Below are 22,960 nucleotides of genomic sequence, written 5' to 3' on the forward strand. Positions count from 1 at the left end.
CCTCTTGGTTGATATTTTATAAAACACTGGCTAGTGTCATCTCCGTCACAGTGTGTGAGATGCATGGCAGGATCGCGCGAACACGCCCGCCCATTCACCTGTGCGGGTCGGGCTGCGGGTGCGCGCATGACGATGGGGAGACATCCATGGACCAGGCACCGGGTAGGACGCCGCGCACGATGCCGCCGTCGACACCGCTTCCGGCGGATGGGCCTCAGCCCGAGGATTCCGTCGACGAGCGCCGGGAATCGGCCGAGACTGCCGCCGGAGCGGGGGAGCCCATCGCCGCTGACAGGCTGGCCGCTGAGTTCTCCCGCCCGGAGAGCTGGACCCGCATCATGGGACTGCCCATCGGCTGGTTCGGGGTGCTCTTCGCCGTCGTGGCCGCCTGCGCCGCTCTGGGTGCACTGCCGGCCACGATGCTGGGTGGATTCGCCGTGGTCATCCTCATCGGCGCGCTGCTGAACTGGATCGGCGGCCGCGTGCCGGTGCTGCGGAATTACGGACTGCCCACGGTGCTGTGCATCCTGGCTCCGGCGGTGCTGCTGCATCTGGGCCTGTTCCCCGCCTCCTTCGCCGAGACCATGGAGGTCTTCACCGACGGCGGGCAGATCGGATTCATCGATCTCTACATCGCCAGTCTCATCGCCGGCTCCATCCTGGGGATGCCGCGGGCGCTGTTGCTCAAGGCCGGTGCGCGCATCGCGGTGCCGCTGCTGGGTACGATCATCGCGGTGCTCACCGTGGTCGGCCTGGTCGGCACGGTGCTGGGCTTCGGCCTGCGGGAGTCGATGCTGTTCATCGCCGCGCCGATCATCGGTGGAGGTGTTGGGGCCGGAGTGGTCCCGATGTCCGGGATCTATGCGGACCAGATGGGCGGCGACGCGGGCTCCTATGTGGCGCAGCTGATCCCGGCAGTGATCATCGCCAACGTGCTGACCATCTTCTGCGCCGGCATCTTCAACGGCATCACCTACAAGGGTCAGCAGTTCTTCCTGGGCTTCAACGGCAACGGGCAGATCGTCCGCGTGCAGGGTCGTGCGGACCAGTTCCAGGCCAAGCCGAAGGCGACCTCCGGCGCCTTCCCGGTGTTGCTGGTCGGCCTGACGATGGCCTGCACGCTGTTCCTGGTCGGCACCTTGGTGGCTGAGTTCGTTCCCGGGATCCACGCCTATGCCTGGACGATCCTGCTGGCTGCGCTGATCAAGATCTTCGGCCTGGTGCCCGAGTCCTTCGAGGACGCCGTCTCCACGTGGTTCGCCTTCGTCTCCTCCACGCTGACCCCCGCCCTGCTGGTGGGCATCTCCATCACCTACTTCGAGTTCGACGAGCTGGGCGCGCTGCTCTCCGACTGGCGCTACCCCGTGCTGGTGGTGCTCGCCGTCGTCGTCGCGATCCTCGTGGCGGGCACGCTGGGCTGGTTGGTGAAGATGTACTTCGCGGAGACCTCGGTGGCCATCGGGATGGGAATGACGGACATGGGCGGCACCGGAGACGTCGCCGTCGTCTCGGCGGCCAACCGGCTGGAGCTCATGCCCTTCCTGCAGGTCAGCTCCCGGATCGGCGGGGCGCTGGTGCTGCTGACGGTCTCGGTGCTCATTCCGTTCCTGAGCTGAGCCGCGAGCCGGCCTCCCTGCCCGAGGCGTGCGTACCTCTCCTCAGTGTTGAGAATAATTCGCAACAGCGTACTATGGCGGAGTGCCCCAGCGACCTCCCGTGCTCTCCGTCGATCCGCGTCCTGGCCCTCTGCCCGCCGCCGACGTCGGCCCAGCCCCCTGCGCCGGGCCTGCACCGGTTGCGGCGGAGGCCGCTGAGAGCCACCCGCTCGCCAGCACCGGCCGACGTGTGGCCGCCACCCGTCGCGGGGTGCTGCGCGTCCAGCGTGCCGTCGTCGCCGCCCTGGTCCTCGGGATCCTCGGGATCGTGCTGCTCTCGGTCTCCACCGGGCCGATCAGCCTGAGCATGTTTGACGCGGGGCGGCTGGTCCTCGGGCATCTGATCCCCGGCATGCCGTGGATGAGCGACGGCACCTACACCGGCTTGGAGGATCAGGCGGTCTGGCAGTTCCGCCTCCCCCGAGTCCTGCTGGCCCTCTTCGGCGGCGCCGGACTCGCGTTGGCAGGGGGCCTTATGCAGGCGGTGGTGCGCAATCCGTTGGCCGAGCCGTACCTGCTCGGGGTGTCCTCGGGGGCGGGGCTGGGTGCGGTCGCTGTCATCTCCTTCGGCTCCGCGGCCCTGGGTGGGGTGTCGATCTCGCTGGCCGCCTTCGTGGGCGCCTTGGCGGCCACCGGGGCCGTGTTCCTCTGTGCCCGGCAGGATGGTGTGGTGGTCCCCACCCGGCTGATCCTCGCCGGGGTGGCGCTGGGCTCACTGCTCAGCGCGGTGACCAGTTTCCTCACCCTCACCGGGGACGCCCACCAGGTCTTCTCCGTGATGTTCTTCCTGTTGGGCAGCCTCTCGGCGGCCTCCTTCGGCCAGCTGGCGCTCCCGGCGATCGTGCTGGGTGCGGTGCTGGTCTTCGCCGCGCTCAACGCCCGCGGCCTGAACGCGCTGATGGCCGGGGATGAGACCGCCACAGCTCTGGGCGTCAACGTCCATGCCCTGCGGCTGGGGTCGTTGGCGTTGGCCGCCCTGCTCACCGCCTCGGTGGTGGCGGTCTGCGGCGGCATCGGCTTCGTCGGGCTGATCATCCCGCACACCGCTCGGCTGCTGGTGGGCTCGGACCACCGCATGATGCTGCCGGTCGCAGTCCTCGGCGGGGCGCTGTTCCTGGCGTCCGCGGACCTGGCGGCCCGCACCGCCGCCGCGCCCACGGAGGTGCCCATCGGGATCTTCACCGCCGCCGTCGGGGCCCCGTTCTTCCTGTGGCTGCTGCGCCCTGGCCGCACCCGTGGAGGTCTGACCGGTCTGCTGCGCCGACGCCGGACGGCGGCGGCGTGAGCGCCCGGCAGAGAGGTCCGGGGGAGGGGCTCCGCTTCGACGGCGTCACCGTGGCGCGCGCCGGGCGGAGACTGGTCGACGACGTCGGCTTCACCGCGCCTGCGGGTCAGGTCACGGCCCTGGTGGGCCCCAACGGCTCGGGCAAGTCCACTCTGCTGAAGACGGCCTATCGGCTCGTGCGCCCCGACGCCGGAACTGTGAGCCTCGACGGCGAGGACCTGTGGCAGCTGCCGCGGCGGCAGGTGGCCCGGCGGGTCGCCGTCATGGCGCAGGAGGCCCAGGCCGTGGTGGACAGCGCCGGAATGGGTCAGTCCGTGCTGGACATCGTTCTCATGGCCCGCTCAGTGCACCATTCCGGCTTCAGCCCGGACACCGACGTCGACCTGGACGTCGTCGTCCGCAGTCTGGAGACGGCCCGGGCGGGGCATCTGGCGGACCGTGGCTTCGCTGAGCTCTCCGGTGGGGAGAAGCAGCGGGTGCTGCTGGCCCGGGCGCTGGCCCAGGGTGCCGGGACTCTTCTGTTGGACGAGCCCACCAATCACCTCGACATCGCCTTCCAGCTGGAGCTGCTGCACATCGTCCGGGGTCTCGGCCGCACCGCGGTCGTGGCGGTGCATGACCTGAACCTGGCGCTGGCCTACTGCGACCACGCCGCTGTCCTCTCCTCCGGGCGGTTGGTGGACCACGGACCGGTGGACCAGGTGCTGACCGCGGGGCAGGTTCGCGATGCGTTCGGCGTGCAGGCCACCACGATGAGACTTCCCGGCGGAGACCAGACCCGCCTGGCCCTCGAGCGCCTGGAGGCTTGAGCCCTGACACGGCCGTGATGCGGTCTCGCAGTACGGCCCGACCACCCCTGATTGAAAGGACACCCATGCCGCTGATGACACCGACCCGCCCGACCCTCCTGCAGGCCTCGCCTGCGTTGCCCGCTGCGCTGTCGAGCACCCGTCTGGGCATCGCCGTGCTCGCCGGCGCGGGCCTGCTGCTGACCGCCTGCGGGACCGGGGTACAGGATCCCGGCGACGGTGCCGCCGGGGCTGACGACGGCGGCGCGGCGGCCGTGGACGTCGCCCTGGAGAACTGCGGGCAGGAGCTGGAGTTCGACGCCGCTCCGCAGCGGGCGGTGGGGATGAGTCCGGCGCAGACCGAGCTGCTGGTGAGGCTGGGGCTGGCGGACCAGGTGGTCGGTGTCGCCCAGACCTCCTCCTCCGAGCTGCCCGAGGACGTCAGGACGCAGCTGGGGGAGGCTGAGGAGCTCAGCGATGACGTGCCGCCGTCGCGGGAGGTGCTGCTGCTGGTGGAGCCGGACTTCGTCTACGCCCCCACCAGCTACGAGTTCAGTGCGGACCAGGGTTTCGCCAGCATCGAGCAGCTCGACGAGGCTGGGGCGGCGTCCTACATCGCCACCGGCGGCTGCTTCGAACGCCGCTCCGAAGGCACGGTGGAGGACCTGTTCACCGACATTGAGAACTTGGGGGAGATCTTCGCCGTCGAGGAGGCGGCCGAAGAGCTCATCGGCGACGGCCGGGAGCGCCTCGAGGACACCGCTGAGCTGAGCGACGGCGCCGATCCGCTGAGCGTGGCGCAGGTCTACGTCGAAGGAGACACGCTCTCGGTGGTCGGCGGGGGTGTGGAGTACGACATCATCGCCCAGGCCGGCGGGGAGAACGTCTTCTCCCCGGACGAGGACCAGTTCGACTCCTTCGTGTTCGCCCAGATCAGTGCGGAGGAGCTGGCCGCCCGGGACCCGGAGGCGATCGTCTTCGGGGTCGAGGACGCCGCGCACGAGGAGGCCACTCGGGAATATTTCGCGCAGAACCACCCGGAGGTCGAGGCGGTCCGGGAGGAACGGCTGATCCCGGTGCCGAACCACCACCTGTTCCCCGGATCGCTGCAGAACATCGACGCTGTGGAGCGGGTCGCCGAGGGGCTGTCCGGGGGCTGAGCTGTCCAGGGCCGTCCGGGCAGCCGGGCAGCCGGATGGTGGGATGGTGAGTCGATCGGACCAGATCTCGCCGCTCTCCCATTCCACCTGTCGCGAACGTGACCACGCCGCAGGTGCCGTTGTCAGGCACTGGCAGTACCCTGGTGCGCTAGGTGTACCCCCTGTGTCTGACGGAGCTGCATGAACTTCAAGAAGATCTTCACCGGTCCGCTGTTCTGGATCCTGCTGGCGGTGGCGGCGCTGCTCATCGTGGTGCCCATGCTGTTCTCCTCGGGCCAGGCCGGCTCCCGAGTGGACACCAACATCGGCATGGAGCTGATCCAGGACGGCCAGGTGGCTGAGGCGCGGATCGACGACGGCGACCACCGGGTGGATCTGCATCTCACCGAGCCCTATGTGCAGGACGGTGAAGACCTCGGTGAGGTCGTGAACTTCCACTTCTCCCAGGCGCGGGCCGAGACGGTGGTCGAGGCGATCGCCGACGCCGACCTGGAGGGGTACACCGACGAGCCGGAGCAGTCGAACTGGCTGCTCTCGCTGCTGAGCTTCATGATCCCCTTCCTGCTCATCGCCCTGCTGTTCATCTGGCTGATCACCCGCATGTCCGGCGGGAACTCGCGGGTGATGCAGTTCGGCAAGTCCAAGGCGAAGATGTTCGACAAGGACATGCCGCAGGTGACCTTCCATGACGTCGCCGGTGCGGAGGAGGCCGTGGAGGAGCTCCACGAGATCAAGGATTTCCTCTCTGAGCCGGAGAAGTTCCAGCGGCTGGGGGCGAAGATCCCCAAGGGCGTGCTGCTCTATGGCCCGCCCGGCACCGGCAAGACGCTGTTGGCCAAAGCTGTCGCCGGGGAGGCCGGCGGCGCGTTCTACTCCATCTCCGGCTCTGACTTCGTGGAGATGTTCGTCGGCGTCGGCGCCTCCCGTGTGCGTGACCTGTTCAAGCAGGCCAAGGAGAATGCCCCGGCGATCATCTTCGTCGACGAGATCGACGCCGTCGGCCGCCAGCGTGGCGCCGGTGTGGGCGGCGGCAACGACGAGCGCGAGCAGACTCTGAATCAGCTGCTGGTGGAGATGGATGGCTTTGAGGCCAACGCGAACATCATCGTCATCGCCGCCACCAACCGGCCCGATGTGCTCGATCCCGCGCTGTTGCGCCCCGGCCGCTTCGATCGGCAGATCCCGGTGGAGCCCCCGGACTTCGCCGGACGCCGGTCGATCCTGGAGGTCCACGCCAAGGGTAAGCCCATGGTGGAGGACCTGGACCTGGAGTCCATCGCCCGCAAGACCCCGGGGTACACGGGTGCCGACCTGGCCAACGTCCTCAACGAGGCCGCGCTGCTGACCGCTCGCTCGAACGCCGATCTCATCGATGATCGCGCTGTGGACGAGGCCATCGATCGGGTCATGGCCGGACCGCAGAAGCGCACCCGGCTGATGAAGGACCACGAGCGCAGGGTCACCGCCTACCACGAGGGCGGCCACGCGTTGGTGGCGGCGGCGCTGAACTACTCCGCGCCGGTCACCAAGATCACCATCCTTCCCCGGGGCCGGGCGCTGGGCTACACCATGGTCGTCCCGGAGGATGACAAGTACTCCACCACCCGCAACGAGCTGCTCGATCAGATCGCCTACGCCATGGGCGGCCGGGTCGCCGAGGAGGTCGTCTTCCACGACCCCTCCACCGGGGCGGCCAACGACATTCAGAAGGCCACCGACACCGCCCGGAAGATGGTGACCGACTACGGCATGAGCGCCAAGGTGGGCTCAGTGAAGCTCGGCTCCGGGGACACCAACCCGTTCCTCGGCAAGGAGATGGCCACCGGCAAGGAGTACTCCGAAGAGCTGGCCGCGATCGTCGACACCGAGGTCCGCGCCATCATCGAGGAGGCGCACGATGAGGCCTACTGGGCGCTGACCGAGAACCGCCACGTCCTGGATCGGCTGGCGGAGGAGCTGCTGCGGGTGGAGACCCTCAACGCCAAGGAGGTCGCCGAGATCTTCCATGACGTGACCAAGCGGCCCCGCCGGCAGGTCTGGGAGTCCTCCCCGGAGCGGCCGATCATCGTCACCTCGCAGACGGTCCCGGACTCTCCCGATCCGGCTGACGGCGAGTTCATCGGCACCGAGCCGGGCGAGGCGGCCGGCGAGACGGTCGATGATGCGGCCGGTGATGCGGCCGGTGATACGGTCGGCGAGACCACTCCCGCCGCAGCGCCCACCCCATCCGGCGGGAACGTCCGGACTGATCGTCAGGCCGACTCCCGCACTGACTCCCGCACTGAGGCCGGGGAGGAGACCCGATGAGCACTTCACCGAGCCCAGCGGGCCCCCAGGACACTCCGGTGGATCTGCCCCGTATCGAGTCCGCCGTCCGCGAGATTCTGGTGGCCGTGGGGGAGGACCCCGAGCGCGACGGGCTGAAGGACACTCCGGCTCGTGTGGCGCGTGCCTACGAGGAGGCGTTCCGGGGCCTGCACGAAGATCCCTCGGAGCTGCTGGAGACCACGTTCGACATCGGTCACGAGGAGCTGGTGCTCGTCCGCGACATCCCCTTCTATTCGATGTGCGAACACCACCTGGTGCCGTTCTTCGGGCACGCGCACATCGGGTACATCCCCTCGGCGGACGGCAAGGTCACCGGGTTGAGCAAGCTGGCCCGTCTGGTCGACATCTTCGCCAAGCGCCCCCAGGTCCAGGAGAACCTCACCACACAGGTGGTGGAGGCGCTCATGGCGAACCTGGAGCCGCAGGGTGCGATCGTCGTCGCCGAATGCGAACACCTCTGCATGTCCATGCGCGGGGTCTCCAAGCCCGGCGCGAAGACCATCACCTCAGCGGTGCGCGGACAGCTCCGCGACGCCGCCACCCGATCGGAGGCCATGAGCCTCATCCTGCACCGCTGAGCCGGTGCTGATTCCGTCGGCCCACAGGCGGTCCGACGGCGGCACGGAGAGCCCGCACCCGGGCCCCAGCGGCACGACCCCTCAAGGAGGACCCTGATGGACACCATGGGCGCAGCCCCGGGCACAGGCCCGAACACCGGCCCCGTGAGCGTGGTCCGACGCGTTCCGAAGAAGAAGACCGTCGCCGACCTCCCGACGGACCGCACACTGGTCATGGGCGTCCTCAACGTCACCCCGGATTCCTTCTCCGACGGGGGTCGGTTCGTGGCCCCGGAGCACACTGTGGTGAACCATGAGGCGGCGATCCACGCCGGGCTGTCACTGCACTATGCGGGTGCGGACCTCGTCGACGTCGGCGGAGAGTCCACCCGGCCCGGTGCGGATCCGGTGGACCCCGAGGAGGAGCAGCGCCGCATCCTGCCGGTGCTCGAAGCGCTGTTCACCGGCGGTGCGGTGGTGTCTGTGGACACCCGGCATCCCTCCACCGCGGCCGCAGCGATCGAGCGCGCGCCTGGCCCGGAGCACCTGATCATCAACGACGTCTCCGGTCTGCTCACCGCCGAGAAGATGCCTCAGGTGGTGGCCCAGGGCGGGGTCCGTGTGATCGTCACCCACAATCGGGGCGACGCCCGGACGATGCAGGAGCGGGTGGACTACGCCGACGTCCTCGCCGAGGTCCTCGCCGAGCTGGAGCAGATCCGCGACCGCTATCTGCAGGCAGGGGTTCCGGCCGAGCGGATCATCCTTGATCCCGGCATCGGGTTCGCGAAGACCAGCGAACAGAACTGGGAGCTGCTGCGCGCCCTGGATCGGATCGTCGCTCTGGGGCACCCGGTGCTCCTGGGTGTCTCACGCAAGGGGTTCCTCGGCGAGCTGCTCGCCGTCGACGAGGCTCCACGGGAGGCTGAGGGGCGCGACGCCGCGACTTTGGCCTTGAGCACTCTGGCCGCACAGGCGGGCGTGTGGGCGGTACGCGTCCACGATGTCGCGCCGACCCTGGATGCGATGAAGGCGGTCAGCGCCCTGCGTCAGGGCTGAGCCCGGCCTGTTCCTCCCCCAGGAGGTGCAGGACCCTCAGCCCGGAGAGGACGTTCGCCGGGGTCATTCTCCAGATCCCCGACGCTACTGTCGAGTCATTTCCGAACCCCTTGACTGTCATGTCGATGGTTGCATAGCCTCACCATCAGGGCTTCGCCTTTTCTGGCAGAGCTTCTCTGAAATGAGTGTTTCACGTGTGTCGAGACCGTTGATCTCGATGACGGCGCATCACATCGGACATGCAGGATCCTTTTTGGTGTCCTGGAAAAGTCAAAGAAAGGGCCAAGATATGACTGGCAGCTTGGCGGGGGAATCCCGCAAGTGGCTGAAGGCCGTGACGACGACGGCGGCCGCCTCGGCGCTCGTCCTCGGTGGAGGGATCGCGACGGCTGCGGCCGGACATGCCTCCAACGGGCACGACGGGCACGATGGGCATGACGGACACGAAGGCGGTGACGCCTGCGAGTTCTTCCTGGAGCACATGTGGGCCAATGAGGACGGCATCCCGCTGCTCGGAAGCTTCGCGCACCTGAACGAATACCACACGGATCCGGTCTATGAGAACCTCGTGCTCTCGTTGGCCAGCGGCGCCATCGGGAACTCCGAGATGCCGATCATCGATATCTACGGTGGTCCTCTCGGGTGGATCCCGATCTTCAATCCTTCGCACGTGAAGGGCCACAACACGGACTACGTCACGCTGCTCACCTCCTGCGGCGGGATCGGCATCCCGCTGGACAGCAATGACCTGACCACTCTGGACGTGCCCTCGGCGGACGAGCTGGCCGATCTGTCGGACCTGATCGTCCCCGGACTGCCGACTCCGGAGATGCTCACGGACCCTGACTACCTGTGGGAGACCACTGACGCCTCGGCCATCCTGGATCGGGTCACCCCGGAGACCCTGCTCAATCTGGAGGAGTACGTCGGCTTCGCCGGTGACCACTTCGACACCTGGCGGCTGCTCTGGGAGACCGCGCTGGACGATGTGACCAGCGGCAATCCCACCGGGACGCTCGAGCTCCTGCAGATCACCGAGAACATCAACACCCTCGAGTCGCTGGCCGACGTCGTCGGCGACGATGCCCTGGGTGAGGTCCTCGGCGAGGACGACCTGGGCGGTCTTCTCGACGCCGGTGACCTGGACAGCCTGTTGGAGCTGGACGGCCTGCTGGACGAGAGCGGCCTCGGCGGTCTGCTCGACGCCGGTGACCTGGACGGTCTCCTGGAGCTCGAGGGCCTGCTGGATGACGAGGGTCTCGACGGCGTGCTCGACGAGGGCGGTCTGGACGGTCTCCTCGACGGCGGTCTGGACGATGCGCTGAACCAGGACGGGCTGGACGGGCTGCTGGAGCTCGAAGGTCTGCTGGATGACGATGGCGTGGACGGTCTGCTGGACGGGCTCGGCCTGGACGGCCTCCTCGGTGGGGGCGGACTGCTCGGTGGTCTCCTCGGCGGCGGCGACTCTGACGCTGACTCCGGCGGCGACGCGGACGTCACGACCGAGTACTCCGTGCTGCTCAACGGTACGGAGTCCTCCGGCGTGGGCCAGTGCGACGGCACGTTGACGGGCAGCTCCCTGACCATCAACTGCCTGTACGCCGGCACCACCTCTGAGGTGACCGCGGTGACCCTGCACACCGGTGGCAGCGACCTGGAGCTCACCGCCAGCGGTGGCACCAGCGGTGCGGCCAGCGGAAGCTTCGAGCTGAGCGATGAGCAGGCCGCCGCGCTGCAGGCGGGCGATGCCACGGTCACCATCACCACCAGCGGTTCCGCCGGCGGCGAGCTCAGCGGCGCGGTGAGCCCGTGCAGCTGTCACTGAGCCCAGCGCGACTGGTCACGTCCACTGGTCACGTCCACTGGTCACGTCCACTGGTCACGTCCACTGGTCACATCGAGGTGACGTGACGACGTGACCTGACGGGTGGACAAGGGGGTGGAGCCCTGGGGGAATCCCAGAGTTCCACCCCCTTTCCTCTGCGTTCTGCCGGGGGACGGCGATGCGCGGGTTCAGGATCAGCGCCGAATGGGAGAAGGTAGAGGCATGCGCAGTGACACGATCCGCCTGACCGGCATCGCGGCCGTGGGCCGCCACGGAGTCTTCGAGTTCGAGAAGCGGCAGGGCCAGCCCTTCCGGGTGGACGCCGAGTTGGCCGTCGACCTGCGCCCCGCCGGCCGATCCGACGCCTTGGAGGACACCGTCTCCTACGCCGGCATCGCGGAGCAGATCGAAGCTGCCATCACCGGGGAGCCCTATGATCTCATCGAGGCGCTGGCCGAGCGGATCGCAGCCGAGGTCCTCTCCGCCGACCCCCGCATCACGGCAGCGACCATCACCGTGCACAAGCCCCAGGCCCCGCTGCAGCAGAGCGTCGCCGACGTCGCGGTGACCGTCCACCGCACGCGCGGCGAGGCCGCGGACGAGCTGGCACAGGCGGCGGGGGAGAGCAGGAAGCCGCCGCACTCCGACCTGCCGCACTCCGGCCTGCGGGACCCCGACCTGCCGGCGACCTTCCCGGTCCGGGCGGTGCTGGCGCTCGGCTCCAATCTGGGCGAGTCTGCGCAGACCCTCGACGCCGCCGTCGCCGCCCTGGAGGAGTCCGAGGAGGTCGACGTCGTCGCCGCCTCTCCGCGGGCCCGCACCGCACCAGTGGGCGGGCCGGCGGGCCAGCCCGACTTCCTCAACCAGGTGGTGGAGGTGGAGACCTCGCTCTCTCCGCACGGGCTGCTGGACCTGGCCCAGCAGATCGAAGCCGCCCACCATCGCACCCGTGAGGTCCGCTGGGGCCCACGCACCCTCGACGTCGACCTCATCACCTATGCGGGGGCGCGCATCGCCTCCCCACGGCTCACCATCCCGCATCCGCGCGCCGCAGAACGGGCCTTTGTGCTGCTGCCCTGGTCATGGATGGACCCGATCGCACTGCTCGACGGCCTCCCGGTCCGTGATCTCGCAGCCCGAGCCGCCGACGTCGCCGGCGTCCGCCCGGAGGTGGCCCCATGACACGCCTTCTGCCCATGTGGCTGCTCATCATCGCCGCCAGCGCCGCGCTCACCGGCTTTCTGGTGACCGTGCTGATGGTCTCGAACGGCTACGGCTCCCCAGTGCTGGCCCCGATCTCCCTGATCACGCTCAGCGGTGTCGGGCTGGTGGTCCTCGGACTCGGTATTGTGGTGTGGTGGGACCAACGGCGCGTGGAGAAGAACGCTGACCAGGCGCGACGCGATGCCGACAGGACGAACCGGTCTGCCGAGGACGGGCAGCCGCCGCGTCGCGGACCCCGCCCGTCCCGCCGGCTGCACCCGTTGGAGGCGGCCCGTGTCGTGGTCGCAGCGCAGGCCTGCGGCTATGCCGGGGCGGTGATCGCCGGGTGGCACGGCGGCGTGCTGATGGACCTGGGCCCCACCGCGGGGCTCGCGGCCCCGAACGCCCAGGCCGCGCTGCTGATGATCATCGGTGGTCTGGTGTGGGTGGTCATCGGGTTCGTGGTCGAGCAGCTCTGCCGCCTTCCCCCGGATCGCGGCGACGACGGCGCGGAACGGCGGAGCCCCTACCGAGACTTCGGGCAGGAGCCGGGGGCCGCCGGCGGCACTGCCGCGCGTCAGGCCACTCGGGCGCCACGAGGTGCTGCCGAGGCACGAACTACGCGAACCTAAGGAGGCACATGCCGGCCGAACCCATTGACCCGGCGGGAGTGACCTGGACCCGGGTCGACGAGCGGTACATCACCGTCCGGATGATCACCGGGGTGATCGGCTGGATCGTGACGCTGGCGATCATCGCCGTGCCGATCGTGCTGGACGCGCTCGGGGCCATCAGCCTGCCGCTGTGGCTCGTGGTGCTGGTCGCCACCGGTGGGCTTCTCTGGGCCACAGTGGACATCGTCCTCATTCCGCGGCGGATCCGCGCCATCGGCTACAACGAACGCGCCGACGATCTGCTGATCCGCCGAGGGCTGCTCTTCCAGAGAGTGGTGGCCGTGCCGTACGGTCGGCTGCAGTATGTGGACATCGAGGCGGGTCCGCTGATGCGCCGGTTCCAGCTGTGTACAGTCCAGCTGAAGACCGCCTCGGCCGGCACCGACGCCGTCATCCCCGGGGCCCACCGGGATGAGGGCGCCCGGCTGCGTGAGGAGCTCTCCGTCCGTGGCCAGGCTCGCCTGGCCGGTCTGTGAGGCCGCCGGTGATGACACAGCCCGAGGCGGGACCGACCGCCGAACGGTGGTTCGACGAGACGTGGACCAGAGTGCATCCGCTGAGCCCCTTCGTGCGCGGATGGGTGACCGTGATCGCGGTGCCGGGCATCATCTTCGGCTACAACTGGGAGATCTGGGCGGACCTGTGGGAGATGTACCGCTCCGGGGAGCTGTGGACGCAGGTGGATCGTCATCCGCTGGCGTTCCTGGCCGGCGCCGGCGGCATGCTCCTGCTGGTGCTCCTGGTGTTCGGCGGATTCGCGCTCTCCTGGTGGTTCACCCGATACAAGATCTCCGACGAGCATGTGATGGTGAAGTCGGGGATCTTCGTGCGCCAGCACCGCCAGGCCAGGATCGACCGGGTCCAGGCGGTGGACCTACGTCAGCCGCTGCTGGCCCGGCTGACCGGCCTGGCCGAGCTGAAGTTCGAGGTCGCCGAAGGTGACGGCACCGCGGCGACACTGGCGTTCCTGCGGCGGGCCGAGGCCGAGCAGCTGCGCGCCGACATCATGGATCGCGCCTCCGGGAAGGCGCAGTGGCGGCACCAGCAGGCCGGAGCCGCCAGCCCGCCCCAGGTCGACCCGGCCCAGGCGGGGGAGGGACCTGCGGGTGATCCCGGACTCCGGACGGCCCCGCCGCCAGAGGGGCCGCACCGGCCGCACCACCCACACCAGCCGCACGGGGCGCAGGGACTCCAGCCCCCCGGGCCGGCACCGCTGTTCCCCGAGGTTCCCGACCGAGAGATCACACGCGTTCCCGTCGGTCGGCTGGTCGGCTCCGTGCTCATGGGCTGGGGGACGGTCTTCCTGCTGGCCATCGCATGCTTCGGGCTGCTGGGCGGCCTCGTCGGCGGCCTCGTCTCACTGGCGATGGGCACGGAGGACCCGCTCGGACAGGTCGGCGCGGTGTTCAGCCTGATCGGTGCGGGCATCCTGCCCAGCCTCATCCCCGTGGGCCTGGTGGTCATCACCATGTACTACCAGCAGTTCAGCGGAGGCTTCCGTTTCACCGCGACGATGACCGGGGCCGGGCTGAAGCTGCGCTACGGCCTGCTCGAGACCACCACCCAGACCGTCCCGCCCGGGAGAGTGCAGGCGCTGCAGGTGCATCAGCCTCTGCTGTGGCGACCGTTCGGCTGGTTCCGGGTGCTCGTCGTCGTCGCCGGCTACGGGTCCGGAGAAGGTCGCTCGGTGCTGCTGCCGGTGGGCCGTCGGCAGGACGTCATGGCGGTCACCGCGGAGATGTTCCCGGACCTGCGGGTCCCCTACCCGGAGCAGGTGTTCACCGAAGGCCTCACCGGTGCCGGGACACAGGCCGGCTTCACCGAAGTGCCGCCTCGGGCGCGCATCTTCGACCCGCTGGTGCGTCGGCGGCGGGGATTCTTCGTCACCCCGACGGTGCTGATGTTCCGCGACGGACGCCTCGCCCGGCGGCTGACGATGGTGCCGCACGAGCGGATCCAGTCGCTGTCGCTTCACCAGGGGCCGTGGCAGCGGGTCACCCGCCTGGCCGACATCCAGATCCATTCACCGGTGGGGCCGTTCCAGGCGCAGCTGTCCAACCAGGACCTCGATGCCGCCCACTGGCTGTTCGAGAACGAGGCCCGGCATGCGGCCTTCGCCCGCCGTATGAGCGACCGCAACCACTGGATGCTTCCCGAGGAGCTCTACGAGTTCGAACGCATGATCAGCCAGCTGGGCGACCGCCCGGAGGAGGAGACCGATGAACGTCGTGGCTGACCCCTACCCCAGTGAGAGCGACCCGTCCCAGCGGGACGGCCGGCTCGGCATCGGCATCATCTCTGCCGGGAAGGTCGGGGTGGTGCTGGGCGCGGCCCTGCGGGGCGCGGGCCACCAGGTGGTGGGCGTCCACGCGGTCTCCGAAGAGTCGCGCAGCCGTGCCGAGTCGCTGCTCGACGGTGTGCCGATCCTGCAGATCCCGGAGATCCTGCGCCGCTCGGAGCTGGTCCTGCTGGCGGTGCCCGATGATGCGCTGGCCGAGGTCGTCGCCGGGGCCGCCGAGGCCGGGCACGTCCAGCCCGGGCAGCTGATCATCCACACCTCCGGCCGATACGGCACCGGGGTCCTCGCCCCCGCCCAGCGGGCCGGGGCGATCACCCTGGCCATCCACCCCGCAATGACCTTCACCGGGCTGAGCATGGACCTGCAGCGACTCACCGCCTGTGCCTTCGCCGTCACCGCCCCGGCGCCGGTGCTGCCCATCGCCCAGGCGCTGGCCGTGGAGATGGGCGGCGAGCCGGTCGTCGTGGCCGAGGGCGACCGCGGCACATACCACGCGGCGTTGACGCATGCGGCGAACCACCTGAACACCATCACCGGTCAGGCCGCCGAGATGCTCTCCGGCATCGGCGTCGAGCGCCCCGACCGCGTGCTGGGCCCGCTGATGCAGGCCTCGCTGGACAATGCGCTCTCCTCCGGCGAGGGCGCGCTGACCGGACCGGTGGCCCGCGGCGACGTCGGCACGGTGACCGAGCACATCCGGCTGCTGGAGGCCTCCGAGCTGCCCGAGGACGTGCGCACCGCCTATGTCTCCATGGCCCGGGCGACTGCGCAGCGCGCCGCGGCGCGCGGGCTGCTGGACGAGGCGACGGCCGCGCGGCTACTCGGGGTGCTCGGCGGCTGACGCGTCGCCCGGCAGCCTCCGAGTCTCTGCCATTCAGGCTTAATCCTGTTGTGAATGGTGATATGCCGTCCAGCTGTTATTGAGATGTCCCTTCAGCCAGTACGGTGGTGACGTCGATCTCGTACCGACGTGTTGTTCACCACCATGCACCGCCCTGAAGAGGGGGAAGACGATGAAGAAGCTGCTCGGAACGGCGGCGACGGCAGTCATGCTGGGATCGGCGCTGCTGGTCGAGGGCCAGCCGGCGCATGCCACCAGCGACTCCGGGAACGCATACTTCGACAATGGAGAGCGCCTGACGGCCAACATGTGGATCCAGCCCGTGGCGGAGGGCGGATGCGGAAGCTTCCAGTCCAGCGCGGTGGCGACGACCACCACGAACTGGATCCGCAACAACACCGACTTCTACCAGTACGGCATCGGCAGCGTCACCGTGAAGGGCGTGAGCATCGACAACAGCCGGAGCGGGGACAGCTCGCTGGTCTGGACGAACACCAACGCCTCGGGCTCCTACCTGAGCGGCACCGTCTGCGGCGGCTGGGGCTCGGTGTACGTCGGGGCGGATGTGACCGCCACGGCCTACCACTACGGCAACGTGCGGGTGGCCAGCGCGCGCGTCTGAGCCGCCGGGCGTCCCACGACGGGAGCCGCGCAGGAACGACGAGGGCGACGAGGGCGACGAACGGGGCGACGATGAGATGGTGCCGGGTGCTGGCCCTGGGAGCGGCGGTGGTGTTCGCGGCCGCTGGATGCTCCGCGGGGAGCCTCGACCCGAGGAGCGGCAGCGTGGGCGAGGACGTGCTGGACGAGGTCCGTGCGTGGCGCGGCGAGGACGGGCTCTTCCGAGCGCCGGGGGCCGCGGAGGCCGCCGAGACGGCCGCTGAGCGGTCCGGCGACCCGCTGGTGACCGCGACCGTCGTCCAGGTCCTCGGCGAGGACGCCGGCGTCGACGCGGTCCCGTCGGTCGAGGACGTCGACGCCGAGATGGACCTCATGGACGTCTATGCGGCGACGGTCCTCGCCGACCAGGCCGACCGCGAGCCTCCGGAGGAGGCGACGGCCGCCGTCGAGAGGCTCTCGGCGGAGGAGCTCGCCGACGCCCCGTACCTGTTGCACGGTCTCCGGGAGATCCGGCGGAACCTGTCGCTGGGCGCGCCGGAGGCGCTGGAGCGCCGCTGGCGCGAGCTCGCCCAGGAGCCGGTCCCGACGCCGGAGGACCACCGCTCCCTCTCCGACGGGTTCGCCCTCCTGCGAGCTCAGGCCGATGCCGGCGTCGAGGTCTCGCTGGACGAGGAGCTCCGGACGCGGCTGCTGCGGATCGCCGAGGACGAGGCCGTCGACGTGCAGATGCGCGGCCTCGCCGTCGCGATGCTCGACGTCGGCGGAGCCGGTGCTGAGCACAGCCGGGACCTGGAGGCGCTGCAGGCGCGACGATCCGCGGAGGACGGGCTGTACCTGCCGACGGTCGACGACGGCGGCGGGCCCGATGCGGTCGCCGCCACCTACCAGGTCGCCCGGCTGCTGGGGCCCGAGCAGTTCCCCGAGGTCGTCGACGACGCCACGCTGGAGTCGCTGCACGAGGCCGTCGAGGACGACGACGCCGGCCCCGCGAGCCGGCTGCAGGCCGCCGCGGCGCTGACCCGCGCCGGCGGAGAGCCGGCCGACGCCGAGCTCCGGGAGCTCCTCGACGCCGCCGCCGAGATGCTGCCCGAGCGGGTGGGCCTCGACGGCCTGGCGAGCTATCTCGCCACGGCGGCGCCGCTGGCGCTGCTGGAGCCCGACTTCCCAGCCGCCGCGCTGCAGGAGTTCGACGTCGACGACGAGGTCATGGCCCAGCGGCTGGCGCTCACCGTGCTGCGCGAGCATCACCTCTTCGCCGACGGCGAGGCGGTGCAGCGGATGTTCCCGGACCTGCAGCGCCGGCTGCCCGAGCTCGCGCTCGACGAGGACCAGCCGTTCGAGAAGCGGCTGCTGGCCGCCGCCGCGCTGTCCGGAGGAACTGTGGTCGACGAGGACCGCGAGACCCTCCGGGAGGTCGACGCCGCGATCTCCGCCGGCCGGGGATGCCGCGACTCCGAGTTCCTGTACTCGGTCGACGGCAGCGACGACGGCGCCTGCAGCCTGCGGCTGACCGTCGACTCCCTCGGCGTCGTGCCCATGGAGGAGGAAGGAGAGTGAGCATGTCCGGATCCGTCGACCTCGGCGCCTCGACGGCGCTCGAGCTCGCCGACGTCTCCGCCGGATTCGGCGGCCGGGACGGACGGGTGGCGGTGCTCGAGGGCGTGAGCCTGCGGGTGGAGGCCGGCACGGTCACCTGGCTCTCCGGCCCCTCGGGCTCCGGGAAGTCCACGCTGCTGCGCATCGCCGGCGGGCTCTCCTCCCCGGGCGCCGGGGCCGTGCGCATCGCCGGCGTAGACCCCTACCGGGGGAGGGCGGCCTACCGGGTGCGTCGCGAGCAGGTCGGCATCGTCTTCCAGGCGGCCAACCTGCTGCCCGACTTCACCGTGGAGGAGAACCTGGCGGTCGCCGCCGCCGACGAGCACCGCGGCCGGATCCCCGAGCTGCTGGAGACGTTCGGGCTGACCGGGATCCGCCGCCGGCGGGCGACCGAGGTCTCCGGCGGCGAGGCTCAGCGCACCGCCTTCGCCCGCGCACTGGTCAACCGGCCGACGCTGCTGCTGGCCGACGAGCCGACGGCCGGCCTCGACGCCGACCGGGTCGACGTCGTCCTCGACGTGATCCGCGGCGCCCGCGACCAGGGCTGCGCCGTGGTCGTGGCCAGCCACGACGACGCCGTCTCCGCGGTCGCCGACCGCACCGTCACCATCCGGGAGGGCCGCTGTGCGTGATGTGACCACCTTCCTCCGGCGCGACCTCCGCGGCTCGGCCGGACGACAGTCGGCGCTGCTGGGCATGCTCGCCCTGATGCTGATCGGGCTGCTGGTCGTCTCCGGCGTCGTCGCCGGCGGCATCGCCCGCTACTCCGAGCAGGCGCGCAGCGGTTCCTCGCTGAACTTCGTCGAGGTCTCGGAGAGCGTGGGCTCCGGCCAGCACGTCCCGCTCGACGAGGTCGCCCTGGAGACGGTGCGCGGCGTCGACGGCGTCGAGCGGGCCGATTCGTGGTTCCAGACCTTCCTCGAGCTTCCCGAGGAGCGGTGGCCCGACGCCGACGCCAACCCCGGGGGGCTGGCGGCGACGCCGCAGATCCCCGGCCGCACGCCCGACGTCGTCGCTGGCGCGATCCCCGCCGACGGACTGGCCCCCGACGAGATCGCGGTGCCTCACCAGGTCGCCGGCGGCACGCTCGACGCGCTGGTCGGCGAGACGGTGACGCTGACCTACACCGAGGTCACCGGGCCGAACCAGGGGACGCCGGCCCCGATCGAACTGGAGGTCGTCGCGACGGTCGACAATGCGGTCCCCGGCACCGACGGGCCGCAGCCGGCCTATATGGACGCCGAGGCGCTCTGGAGCCTGATGCGGGACTCCGGCGTCGCCTCCGGAGGCGGCTACGGGAAGATCTTCGCCTACGTCTCCGACCCGGGCGAGGTGCCCGCGGTGCAGGCTCGGATCGCCGACGAGGGCTTCTCGGTGCAGAGCGTCGCCGGGCAGATGCCCGGGCTGGACCAGATCTTCCGCGTGCTGGAGAAGAGCACCTGGCTGCTGCTGGGCGTGGTGGTCCTCCTCGGCCTGCTGCTCGGCTCGGCGGTGGGCTCGACCTGGGTGCGGCAGCGCACCCGCGACATCGGCCTGCTCAAGGCCGTCGGCTGGAGCGCCCGGCGGATCCTGGCGGCGCTGACCGCCGAGTTCCTTGTCCTCGGGGCCGTGGTCGGGGCGGTCGGCACTGCCGCCGGCGTGCTGCTCTCCCTGGGCGTGACCGCCGGGCTGTCGGGCGGCGGCGGGGCGCTCGCGGTGCAGGCGTGGACGCCGCCCGAGCCGACGACGATCGTCGCCGCCCTGCTGGTCGTGCCGGTCTGCCTGGTCCTCGGCGGGCTGCCCCGGGCGCTGAAGGCCGCCCGGATCGACGCCGACGCCGCGCTGCGCGACCTGGGCGGCTGACGGGGCGGCCGACCGGCGCGCGAGGCGTCGACGGCGCGCAGGTCATAGGATCGACGCGTGAGCACTCCAGAAGTTCTGACCACCGTCGCCGGCTTCCGCGCCGCGCTCGCCGAGGCCGTCTCCGTCCGGGAGGCGTCGGTCTCCGGCTCCGGCTCCGGCGCAGACTCCGGCTCCGCCGCCCCGACCGTCGCGCTGGTGCCCACGATGGGCGCGCTGCACGACGGGCACGCCGCCCTGCTCGACGCCGCCCGGGAGTCCGCCGACATCGTCGTCGCCTCCGTCTTCGTCAATCCGCTGCAGTTCGACGACGAGGACGACTACCGCCGCTACCCGCGGACGCTTCAGGCCGACGTCGCGCTGCTCGGCGAGCATGGGGTCGACCTGGTCTTCGCCCCGGAGGTCGAGGAGATGTATCCCGGCTACCCGGACGCGCCGCTGATCCGCGTCACCGCCGGCGAGCTCGGGGGCCGCTTCGAGGGCGCCTCCCGCCCCGGACACTTCGACGGCGTGGTCACCGTGGTGGCCAAGCTCTTCCACATCGTGGCGCCGCCGCTGTCCGCCGACGCCGCCACGCGCTTCCACGCCTGGTTCGGGGAGAAGGACGCTGAGCAGCTGGCGATCCTCCGCCGCATGGTCACGGATCTGGACTTCGAGGTCACCATCCGGTCGGTCCCCATCGTCCGCGACGACGACGGCTTGGCCCTCTCCAGCCGGAATCAGCGGCTGTCCGCCGAGGACCGGCCGGCGGCGCTGCGGCTCTCGGCGGCGCTGCGCACGCTCGCCGAGCGGGCGGCGGCCGGCGAGCCGCTCGCCGTCGCCGCGGTGCGTCACGAGCTGGCCGCCGCCGCGGGCGTGGAGCCGGACTATCTGGAGGTCGTCGACCCGACGACGCTGCGCCCGCTGGAGCTCTCCGCGCCGGACGGCGATGCGGGCGACGGCGTGCTGGACCGCGAGGCGCTGGCGCTGGTCGCCGCCCGGGTGGGCCCGGTCCGGCTCATCGACACCATGACGCTGTCGCCCCCGAGCGAGCAGGCGTGACACAGATCGCATCAAATGTGAAACAGTTGCTTCATACAGGGATCGACCGATCCCTGATGATCCGCCCCTCCCGCCCGAGACGAAGGAGCCGGCTGACGTGACCGACACGGCCCATGACACCACCCACAGCACCATCCATAGCACCGCCGATGACAGCACTGCCCTGACGGCGACCCCGACCTTCCCCTACCTGGACCTCGCCACGCGCCCCCAGGACGACCTCCAGAAGCACGTCAACGGTCAATGGCTGAAGACCGCCGAGATTCCCGCAGACCTCGACGCCTATGGTTCCTTCCTCGAGCTCCGTGACAAGTCCGAAGCCGACGTCCGGGCGATCCTTGAGGACGCCGCCGCCGGCTCGAAGGACCTGGGGGACGAAGTCGTGGCCACCCGCATCGGGGACTTCTACGCCGCGTTCATGGACGCCGAGCGCGCCGAGGAGCGGAAGCTCGCCCCCATCCAGTCCATGCTCGACGCCCTCGACGCCGTCTCCTCGCCTGCCGAGCTGCTCCGCCTGTCCGCCTCCTGGCAGAGGTACGGCATCGACGGCCTCCTCGCCGCCGGGGCCAGCCGAGACGCCGGGGACCCCGAGCGGGTCCTGTGGCACATCATCCAGGACGGCCTCGGGCTGCCCGATGAGTCCTACTACCGCGAGGAGCAGCTCGCCGAGACCCTCCAGAAGTACCGGGAGCACCTGGGCCGCTTCCTAGCGCTGGGCGGAGTCGACGACGCTGAGCAGGCGGCCGCCGACGTCGTCGCCCTGGAGGCCGTGATCGCCTCACACCACTGGGACCGGGTCGCCACCCGCGACGCGCAGAAGCGCTACAACCTGCGCACGCGGGAGCAGGTCATCGCCGAGATGCCGCTGATCACCGAGGCGTTGGCGGGCTGGCAGCTCACCGAGGCGCAGTCGGCAGAGATCGTCCTGGCCCAGCCGGACGTGCTGCCCGCCATGCAGGCCGCGCTCACCGAGCAGCCGCTTCAGCACTGGAAGCACTGGCTGCGCGCCCAGCTGCTGCGCTGGGCGGCCCCGCTGCTGCACCGCGAGCTGGTGGACGAGCACTTCTCCTTCTACTCCCAGGTGCTCGGCGGCGCCCAGGAGCTCAAGGAGCGGTGGAAGCGCGGGGTCGCGCTGACCAACTCCTGCCTGGGGGAGGATGTGGCCCGCATCTACGTGCAGCGCCACTACCCGCCGCAGGCCAAGGCCGCGATGGACGAGCTCATCGACGCGCTGATCGAGGCCTACCGACGTTCCATCTCCACCCTCGAGTGGATGGGGGAGGAGACCCGCGCCAAGGCCCTGGAGAAGCTCGAGGCCTTCCGCCCCATGGTCGGATACCCGGCGCGCTGGATCGACTACAGCGACGTCACCGTGGACCGTGGTGACGTCGTGGCCAACGTCATCAGCGCCGCCGTCGCCGAATGGAACCGGGACGTCCAGGAGATCGACGAGGGCCCGGATCCGGAGAAGTGGCACATGACCCCGCAGACGGTCAACGCCTACTACCACCCGCTGGAGAACGTGATCTGCTTCCCGGCGGCGATCCTGCAGCCCCCCTTCTTCTCCGCGGAGCGGGACATGGCCACCAACTTCGGGGCCATCGGGGCGGTCATCGGCCATGAGATCGGTCACGGCTTCGACGACCAGGGCTCTCGGTACGGGGCCGACGGCTCGCTGACCGACTGGTGGACCGCAGAGGACCGCGCCGCCTTCGAGGAGCGCACGTCCGCACTGGTGGACCAGTACTCCGCCCTGACGCCCTCGGCGGCCCCGGAGCACCACGTCAACGGGGAGCTGACCCTGGGGGAGAACATCGGGGACCTCGGCGGCCTCGGGATCGCCCACCAGGCGTACCGGATCTGGTTGGATCAGAGGGGCATCACCGAGGCCGAGGACGTGGTCGAGGGCCTCACCGGTGATCAGCGGTACTTCTACTCCTGGGCCCAGGCCTGGCGGCAGATCGTCCGGCCCGAGCGGGCGATCACCCTGATCAGCATCGACCCGCACTCCCCGGCGGAGATCCGCGCCAACCAGGTGGTGAAGAACCTGGACGCCTTCCATGAGGCCTTCGGCACCTCTGCGGGTGACGGCATGTACCTGCCGCCGGAGCAGCGCGTCACGATCTGGTGATCCGCTCCTCTGTCCGGGCGGCGGCGTGGCTCTCGCCCGGGCAGACGGTCGGCTGGCA

19 protein-coding genes are annotated in these 22,960 nt (G+C 70.3%); all 19 read left to right on the forward strand.

The genetic code is table 11. The annotated features are described in order from the left end of the window. The first annotated feature begins 146 nt into the window (after window positions 1-146). The 19 genes from ACYVKI_RS06650 to ACYVKI_RS06740 all read left to right on the forward strand — a co-directional run bounded on the left by ACYVKI_RS06650 (window position 147) and on the right by ACYVKI_RS06740 (window position 22,902). Window positions 147-1,616, forward strand: a complete 1,470-nt coding sequence (locus tag ACYVKI_RS06650; protein ID WP_460689561.1) for a 2-hydroxycarboxylate transporter family protein — start codon at window positions 147-149, stop codon at window positions 1,614-1,616. Window positions 1,617-1,698: 82 nt separating this feature from the next. Continuing rightward, the gene (locus ACYVKI_RS06655; protein WP_460689562.1) at window positions 1,699-2,940 is read left to right on the forward strand and encodes a FecCD family ABC transporter permease; all 1,242 of its coding nucleotides are present in this window, start codon (window positions 1,699-1,701) and stop codon (window positions 2,938-2,940) included. Then, window positions 2,937-3,749 carry an ABC transporter ATP-binding protein gene (locus tag ACYVKI_RS06660; protein WP_460689563.1) on the forward strand — a complete coding sequence of 271 codons (813 nt, stop codon included), beginning with the start codon at window positions 2,937-2,939 and terminating at the stop codon, window positions 3,747-3,749. The genes ACYVKI_RS06655 and ACYVKI_RS06660 overlap by 4 nt, the downstream gene beginning before the upstream one ends. A 74-nt stretch (window positions 3,750-3,823) precedes the next feature. Then, window positions 3,824-4,888 (forward strand): ABC transporter substrate-binding protein, encoded by a 1,065-nt coding sequence (locus ACYVKI_RS06665; RefSeq protein WP_460689564.1) that lies wholly within the window; start codon window positions 3,824-3,826, stop codon window positions 4,886-4,888. Between the two features lie 180 nt (window positions 4,889-5,068). Next, window positions 5,069-7,195, forward strand: a complete 2,127-nt coding sequence (ftsH, locus tag ACYVKI_RS06670) for an ATP-dependent zinc metalloprotease FtsH (RefSeq protein ID WP_460689565.1) — start codon at window positions 5,069-5,071, stop codon at window positions 7,193-7,195. Continuing rightward, the gene (gene folE, locus ACYVKI_RS06675; protein WP_460689566.1) at window positions 7,192-7,794 is read left to right on the forward strand and encodes a GTP cyclohydrolase I FolE; all 603 of its coding nucleotides are present in this window, start codon (window positions 7,192-7,194) and stop codon (window positions 7,792-7,794) included. Before ftsH ends, folE begins: the two co-directional genes overlap by 4 nt. Before the next feature lie 96 nt (window positions 7,795-7,890). Further along, window positions 7,891-8,832 (forward strand): dihydropteroate synthase, encoded by a 942-nt coding sequence (gene folP / locus ACYVKI_RS06680; protein WP_460689567.1) that lies wholly within the window; start codon window positions 7,891-7,893, stop codon window positions 8,830-8,832. Between the two features lie 289 nt (window positions 8,833-9,121). Then, window positions 9,122-10,657, forward strand: coding sequence for a hypothetical protein (locus ACYVKI_RS06685; RefSeq protein ID WP_460689568.1), 1,536 nt, complete (start codon window positions 9,122-9,124; stop codon window positions 10,655-10,657). 222 nt (window positions 10,658-10,879) lie between these two features. After that, window positions 10,880-11,839, forward strand: coding sequence for a 2-amino-4-hydroxy-6-hydroxymethyldihydropteridine diphosphokinase (folK, locus tag ACYVKI_RS06690; protein ID WP_460689569.1), 960 nt, complete (start codon window positions 10,880-10,882; stop codon window positions 11,837-11,839). Beyond that, entirely contained in the window at window positions 11,836-12,492 is a 657-nt protein-coding gene (locus ACYVKI_RS06695; protein ID WP_460689570.1) for a DUF3180 domain-containing protein, read from the forward strand. Before folK ends, ACYVKI_RS06695 begins: the two co-directional genes overlap by 4 nt. Window positions 12,493-12,500: 8 nt before the next feature. After that, complete coding sequence (locus ACYVKI_RS06700) at window positions 12,501-13,010, forward strand: PH domain-containing protein (protein ID WP_460689571.1); 510 nt, start codon at window positions 12,501-12,503, stop codon at window positions 13,008-13,010. A gap of 11 nt (window positions 13,011-13,021) precedes the next feature. Further along, window positions 13,022-14,770 carry a PH domain-containing protein gene (locus ACYVKI_RS06705; RefSeq protein WP_460689572.1) on the forward strand — a complete coding sequence of 583 codons (1,749 nt, stop codon included), beginning with the start codon at window positions 13,022-13,024 and terminating at the stop codon, window positions 14,768-14,770. After that, entirely contained in the window at window positions 14,754-15,674 is a 921-nt protein-coding gene (locus tag ACYVKI_RS06710) for a Rossmann-like and DUF2520 domain-containing protein (RefSeq protein ID WP_460689573.1), read from the forward strand. The genes ACYVKI_RS06705 and ACYVKI_RS06710 overlap by 17 nt, the downstream gene beginning before the upstream one ends. 172 nt (window positions 15,675-15,846) lie before the next feature. Beyond that, entirely contained in the window at window positions 15,847-16,296 is a 450-nt protein-coding gene (locus ACYVKI_RS06715) for a hypothetical protein (protein ID WP_460689574.1), read from the forward strand. A 164-nt stretch (window positions 16,297-16,460) separates the two neighbouring features. Further along, on the forward strand, window positions 16,461-17,852 hold the full coding sequence (locus ACYVKI_RS06720) for a hypothetical protein (RefSeq protein ID WP_460689575.1): 1,392 nt from the start codon (window positions 16,461-16,463) through the stop codon (window positions 17,850-17,852). Between the two features lie 2 nt (window positions 17,853-17,854). Further along, window positions 17,855-18,523 (forward strand): ABC transporter ATP-binding protein, encoded by a 669-nt coding sequence (locus ACYVKI_RS06725; protein ID WP_460689576.1) that lies wholly within the window; start codon window positions 17,855-17,857, stop codon window positions 18,521-18,523. Then, window positions 18,516-19,733 carry an ABC transporter permease gene (locus ACYVKI_RS06730; protein ID WP_460689577.1) on the forward strand — a complete coding sequence of 406 codons (1,218 nt, stop codon included), beginning with the start codon at window positions 18,516-18,518 and terminating at the stop codon, window positions 19,731-19,733. The genes ACYVKI_RS06725 and ACYVKI_RS06730 overlap by 8 nt, the downstream gene beginning before the upstream one ends. Window positions 19,734-19,790: 57 nt before the next feature. After that, window positions 19,791-20,771 (forward strand): pantoate--beta-alanine ligase, encoded by a 981-nt coding sequence (panC, locus tag ACYVKI_RS06735; protein WP_460689578.1) that lies wholly within the window; start codon window positions 19,791-19,793, stop codon window positions 20,769-20,771. A gap of 97 nt (window positions 20,772-20,868) precedes the next feature. Further along, complete coding sequence (locus ACYVKI_RS06740) at window positions 20,869-22,902, forward strand: M13 family metallopeptidase (protein ID WP_460689579.1); 2,034 nt, start codon at window positions 20,869-20,871, stop codon at window positions 22,900-22,902. Window positions 22,903-22,960: the final 58 nt, after the last annotated feature.

This window comes from Nesterenkonia suensis (assembly GCF_054782935.1).

What these genes read in the sequence shown, in the direction of transcription:
- ACYVKI_RS06650 (WP_460689561.1), top strand. Translation starts at nt 147, where the DNA reads ATGGACCAGGCACCGGGTAGGACGCCGCGCACGATGCCGCCGTCGACA.
- ACYVKI_RS06665 (WP_460689564.1), top strand. Translation starts at nt 3,824, where the DNA reads ATGACACCGACCCGCCCGACCCTCCTGCAGGCCTCGCCTGCGTTGCCC.
- ftsH (WP_460689565.1), top strand. Translation starts at nt 5,069, where the DNA reads ATGAACTTCAAGAAGATCTTCACCGGTCCGCTGTTCTGGATCCTGCTG.
- folE (WP_460689566.1), top strand. Translation starts at nt 7,192, where the DNA reads ATGAGCACTTCACCGAGCCCAGCGGGCCCCCAGGACACTCCGGTGGAT.
- folP (WP_460689567.1), top strand. Translation starts at nt 7,891, where the DNA reads ATGGACACCATGGGCGCAGCCCCGGGCACAGGCCCGAACACCGGCCCC.
- ACYVKI_RS06685 (WP_460689568.1), top strand. Translation starts at nt 9,122, where the DNA reads ATGACTGGCAGCTTGGCGGGGGAATCCCGCAAGTGGCTGAAGGCCGTG.
- folK (WP_460689569.1), top strand. Translation starts at nt 10,880, where the DNA reads ATGCGCAGTGACACGATCCGCCTGACCGGCATCGCGGCCGTGGGCCGC.
- ACYVKI_RS06695 (WP_460689570.1), top strand. Translation starts at nt 11,836, where the DNA reads ATGACACGCCTTCTGCCCATGTGGCTGCTCATCATCGCCGCCAGCGCC.
- ACYVKI_RS06700 (WP_460689571.1), top strand. Translation starts at nt 12,501, where the DNA reads ATGCCGGCCGAACCCATTGACCCGGCGGGAGTGACCTGGACCCGGGTC.
- ACYVKI_RS06705 (WP_460689572.1), top strand. Translation starts at nt 13,022, where the DNA reads ATGACACAGCCCGAGGCGGGACCGACCGCCGAACGGTGGTTCGACGAG.
- ACYVKI_RS06710 (WP_460689573.1), top strand. Translation starts at nt 14,754, where the DNA reads ATGAACGTCGTGGCTGACCCCTACCCCAGTGAGAGCGACCCGTCCCAG.
- ACYVKI_RS06715 (WP_460689574.1), top strand. Translation starts at nt 15,847, where the DNA reads ATGAAGAAGCTGCTCGGAACGGCGGCGACGGCAGTCATGCTGGGATCG.
- ACYVKI_RS06725 (WP_460689576.1), top strand. Translation starts at nt 17,855, where the DNA reads ATGTCCGGATCCGTCGACCTCGGCGCCTCGACGGCGCTCGAGCTCGCC.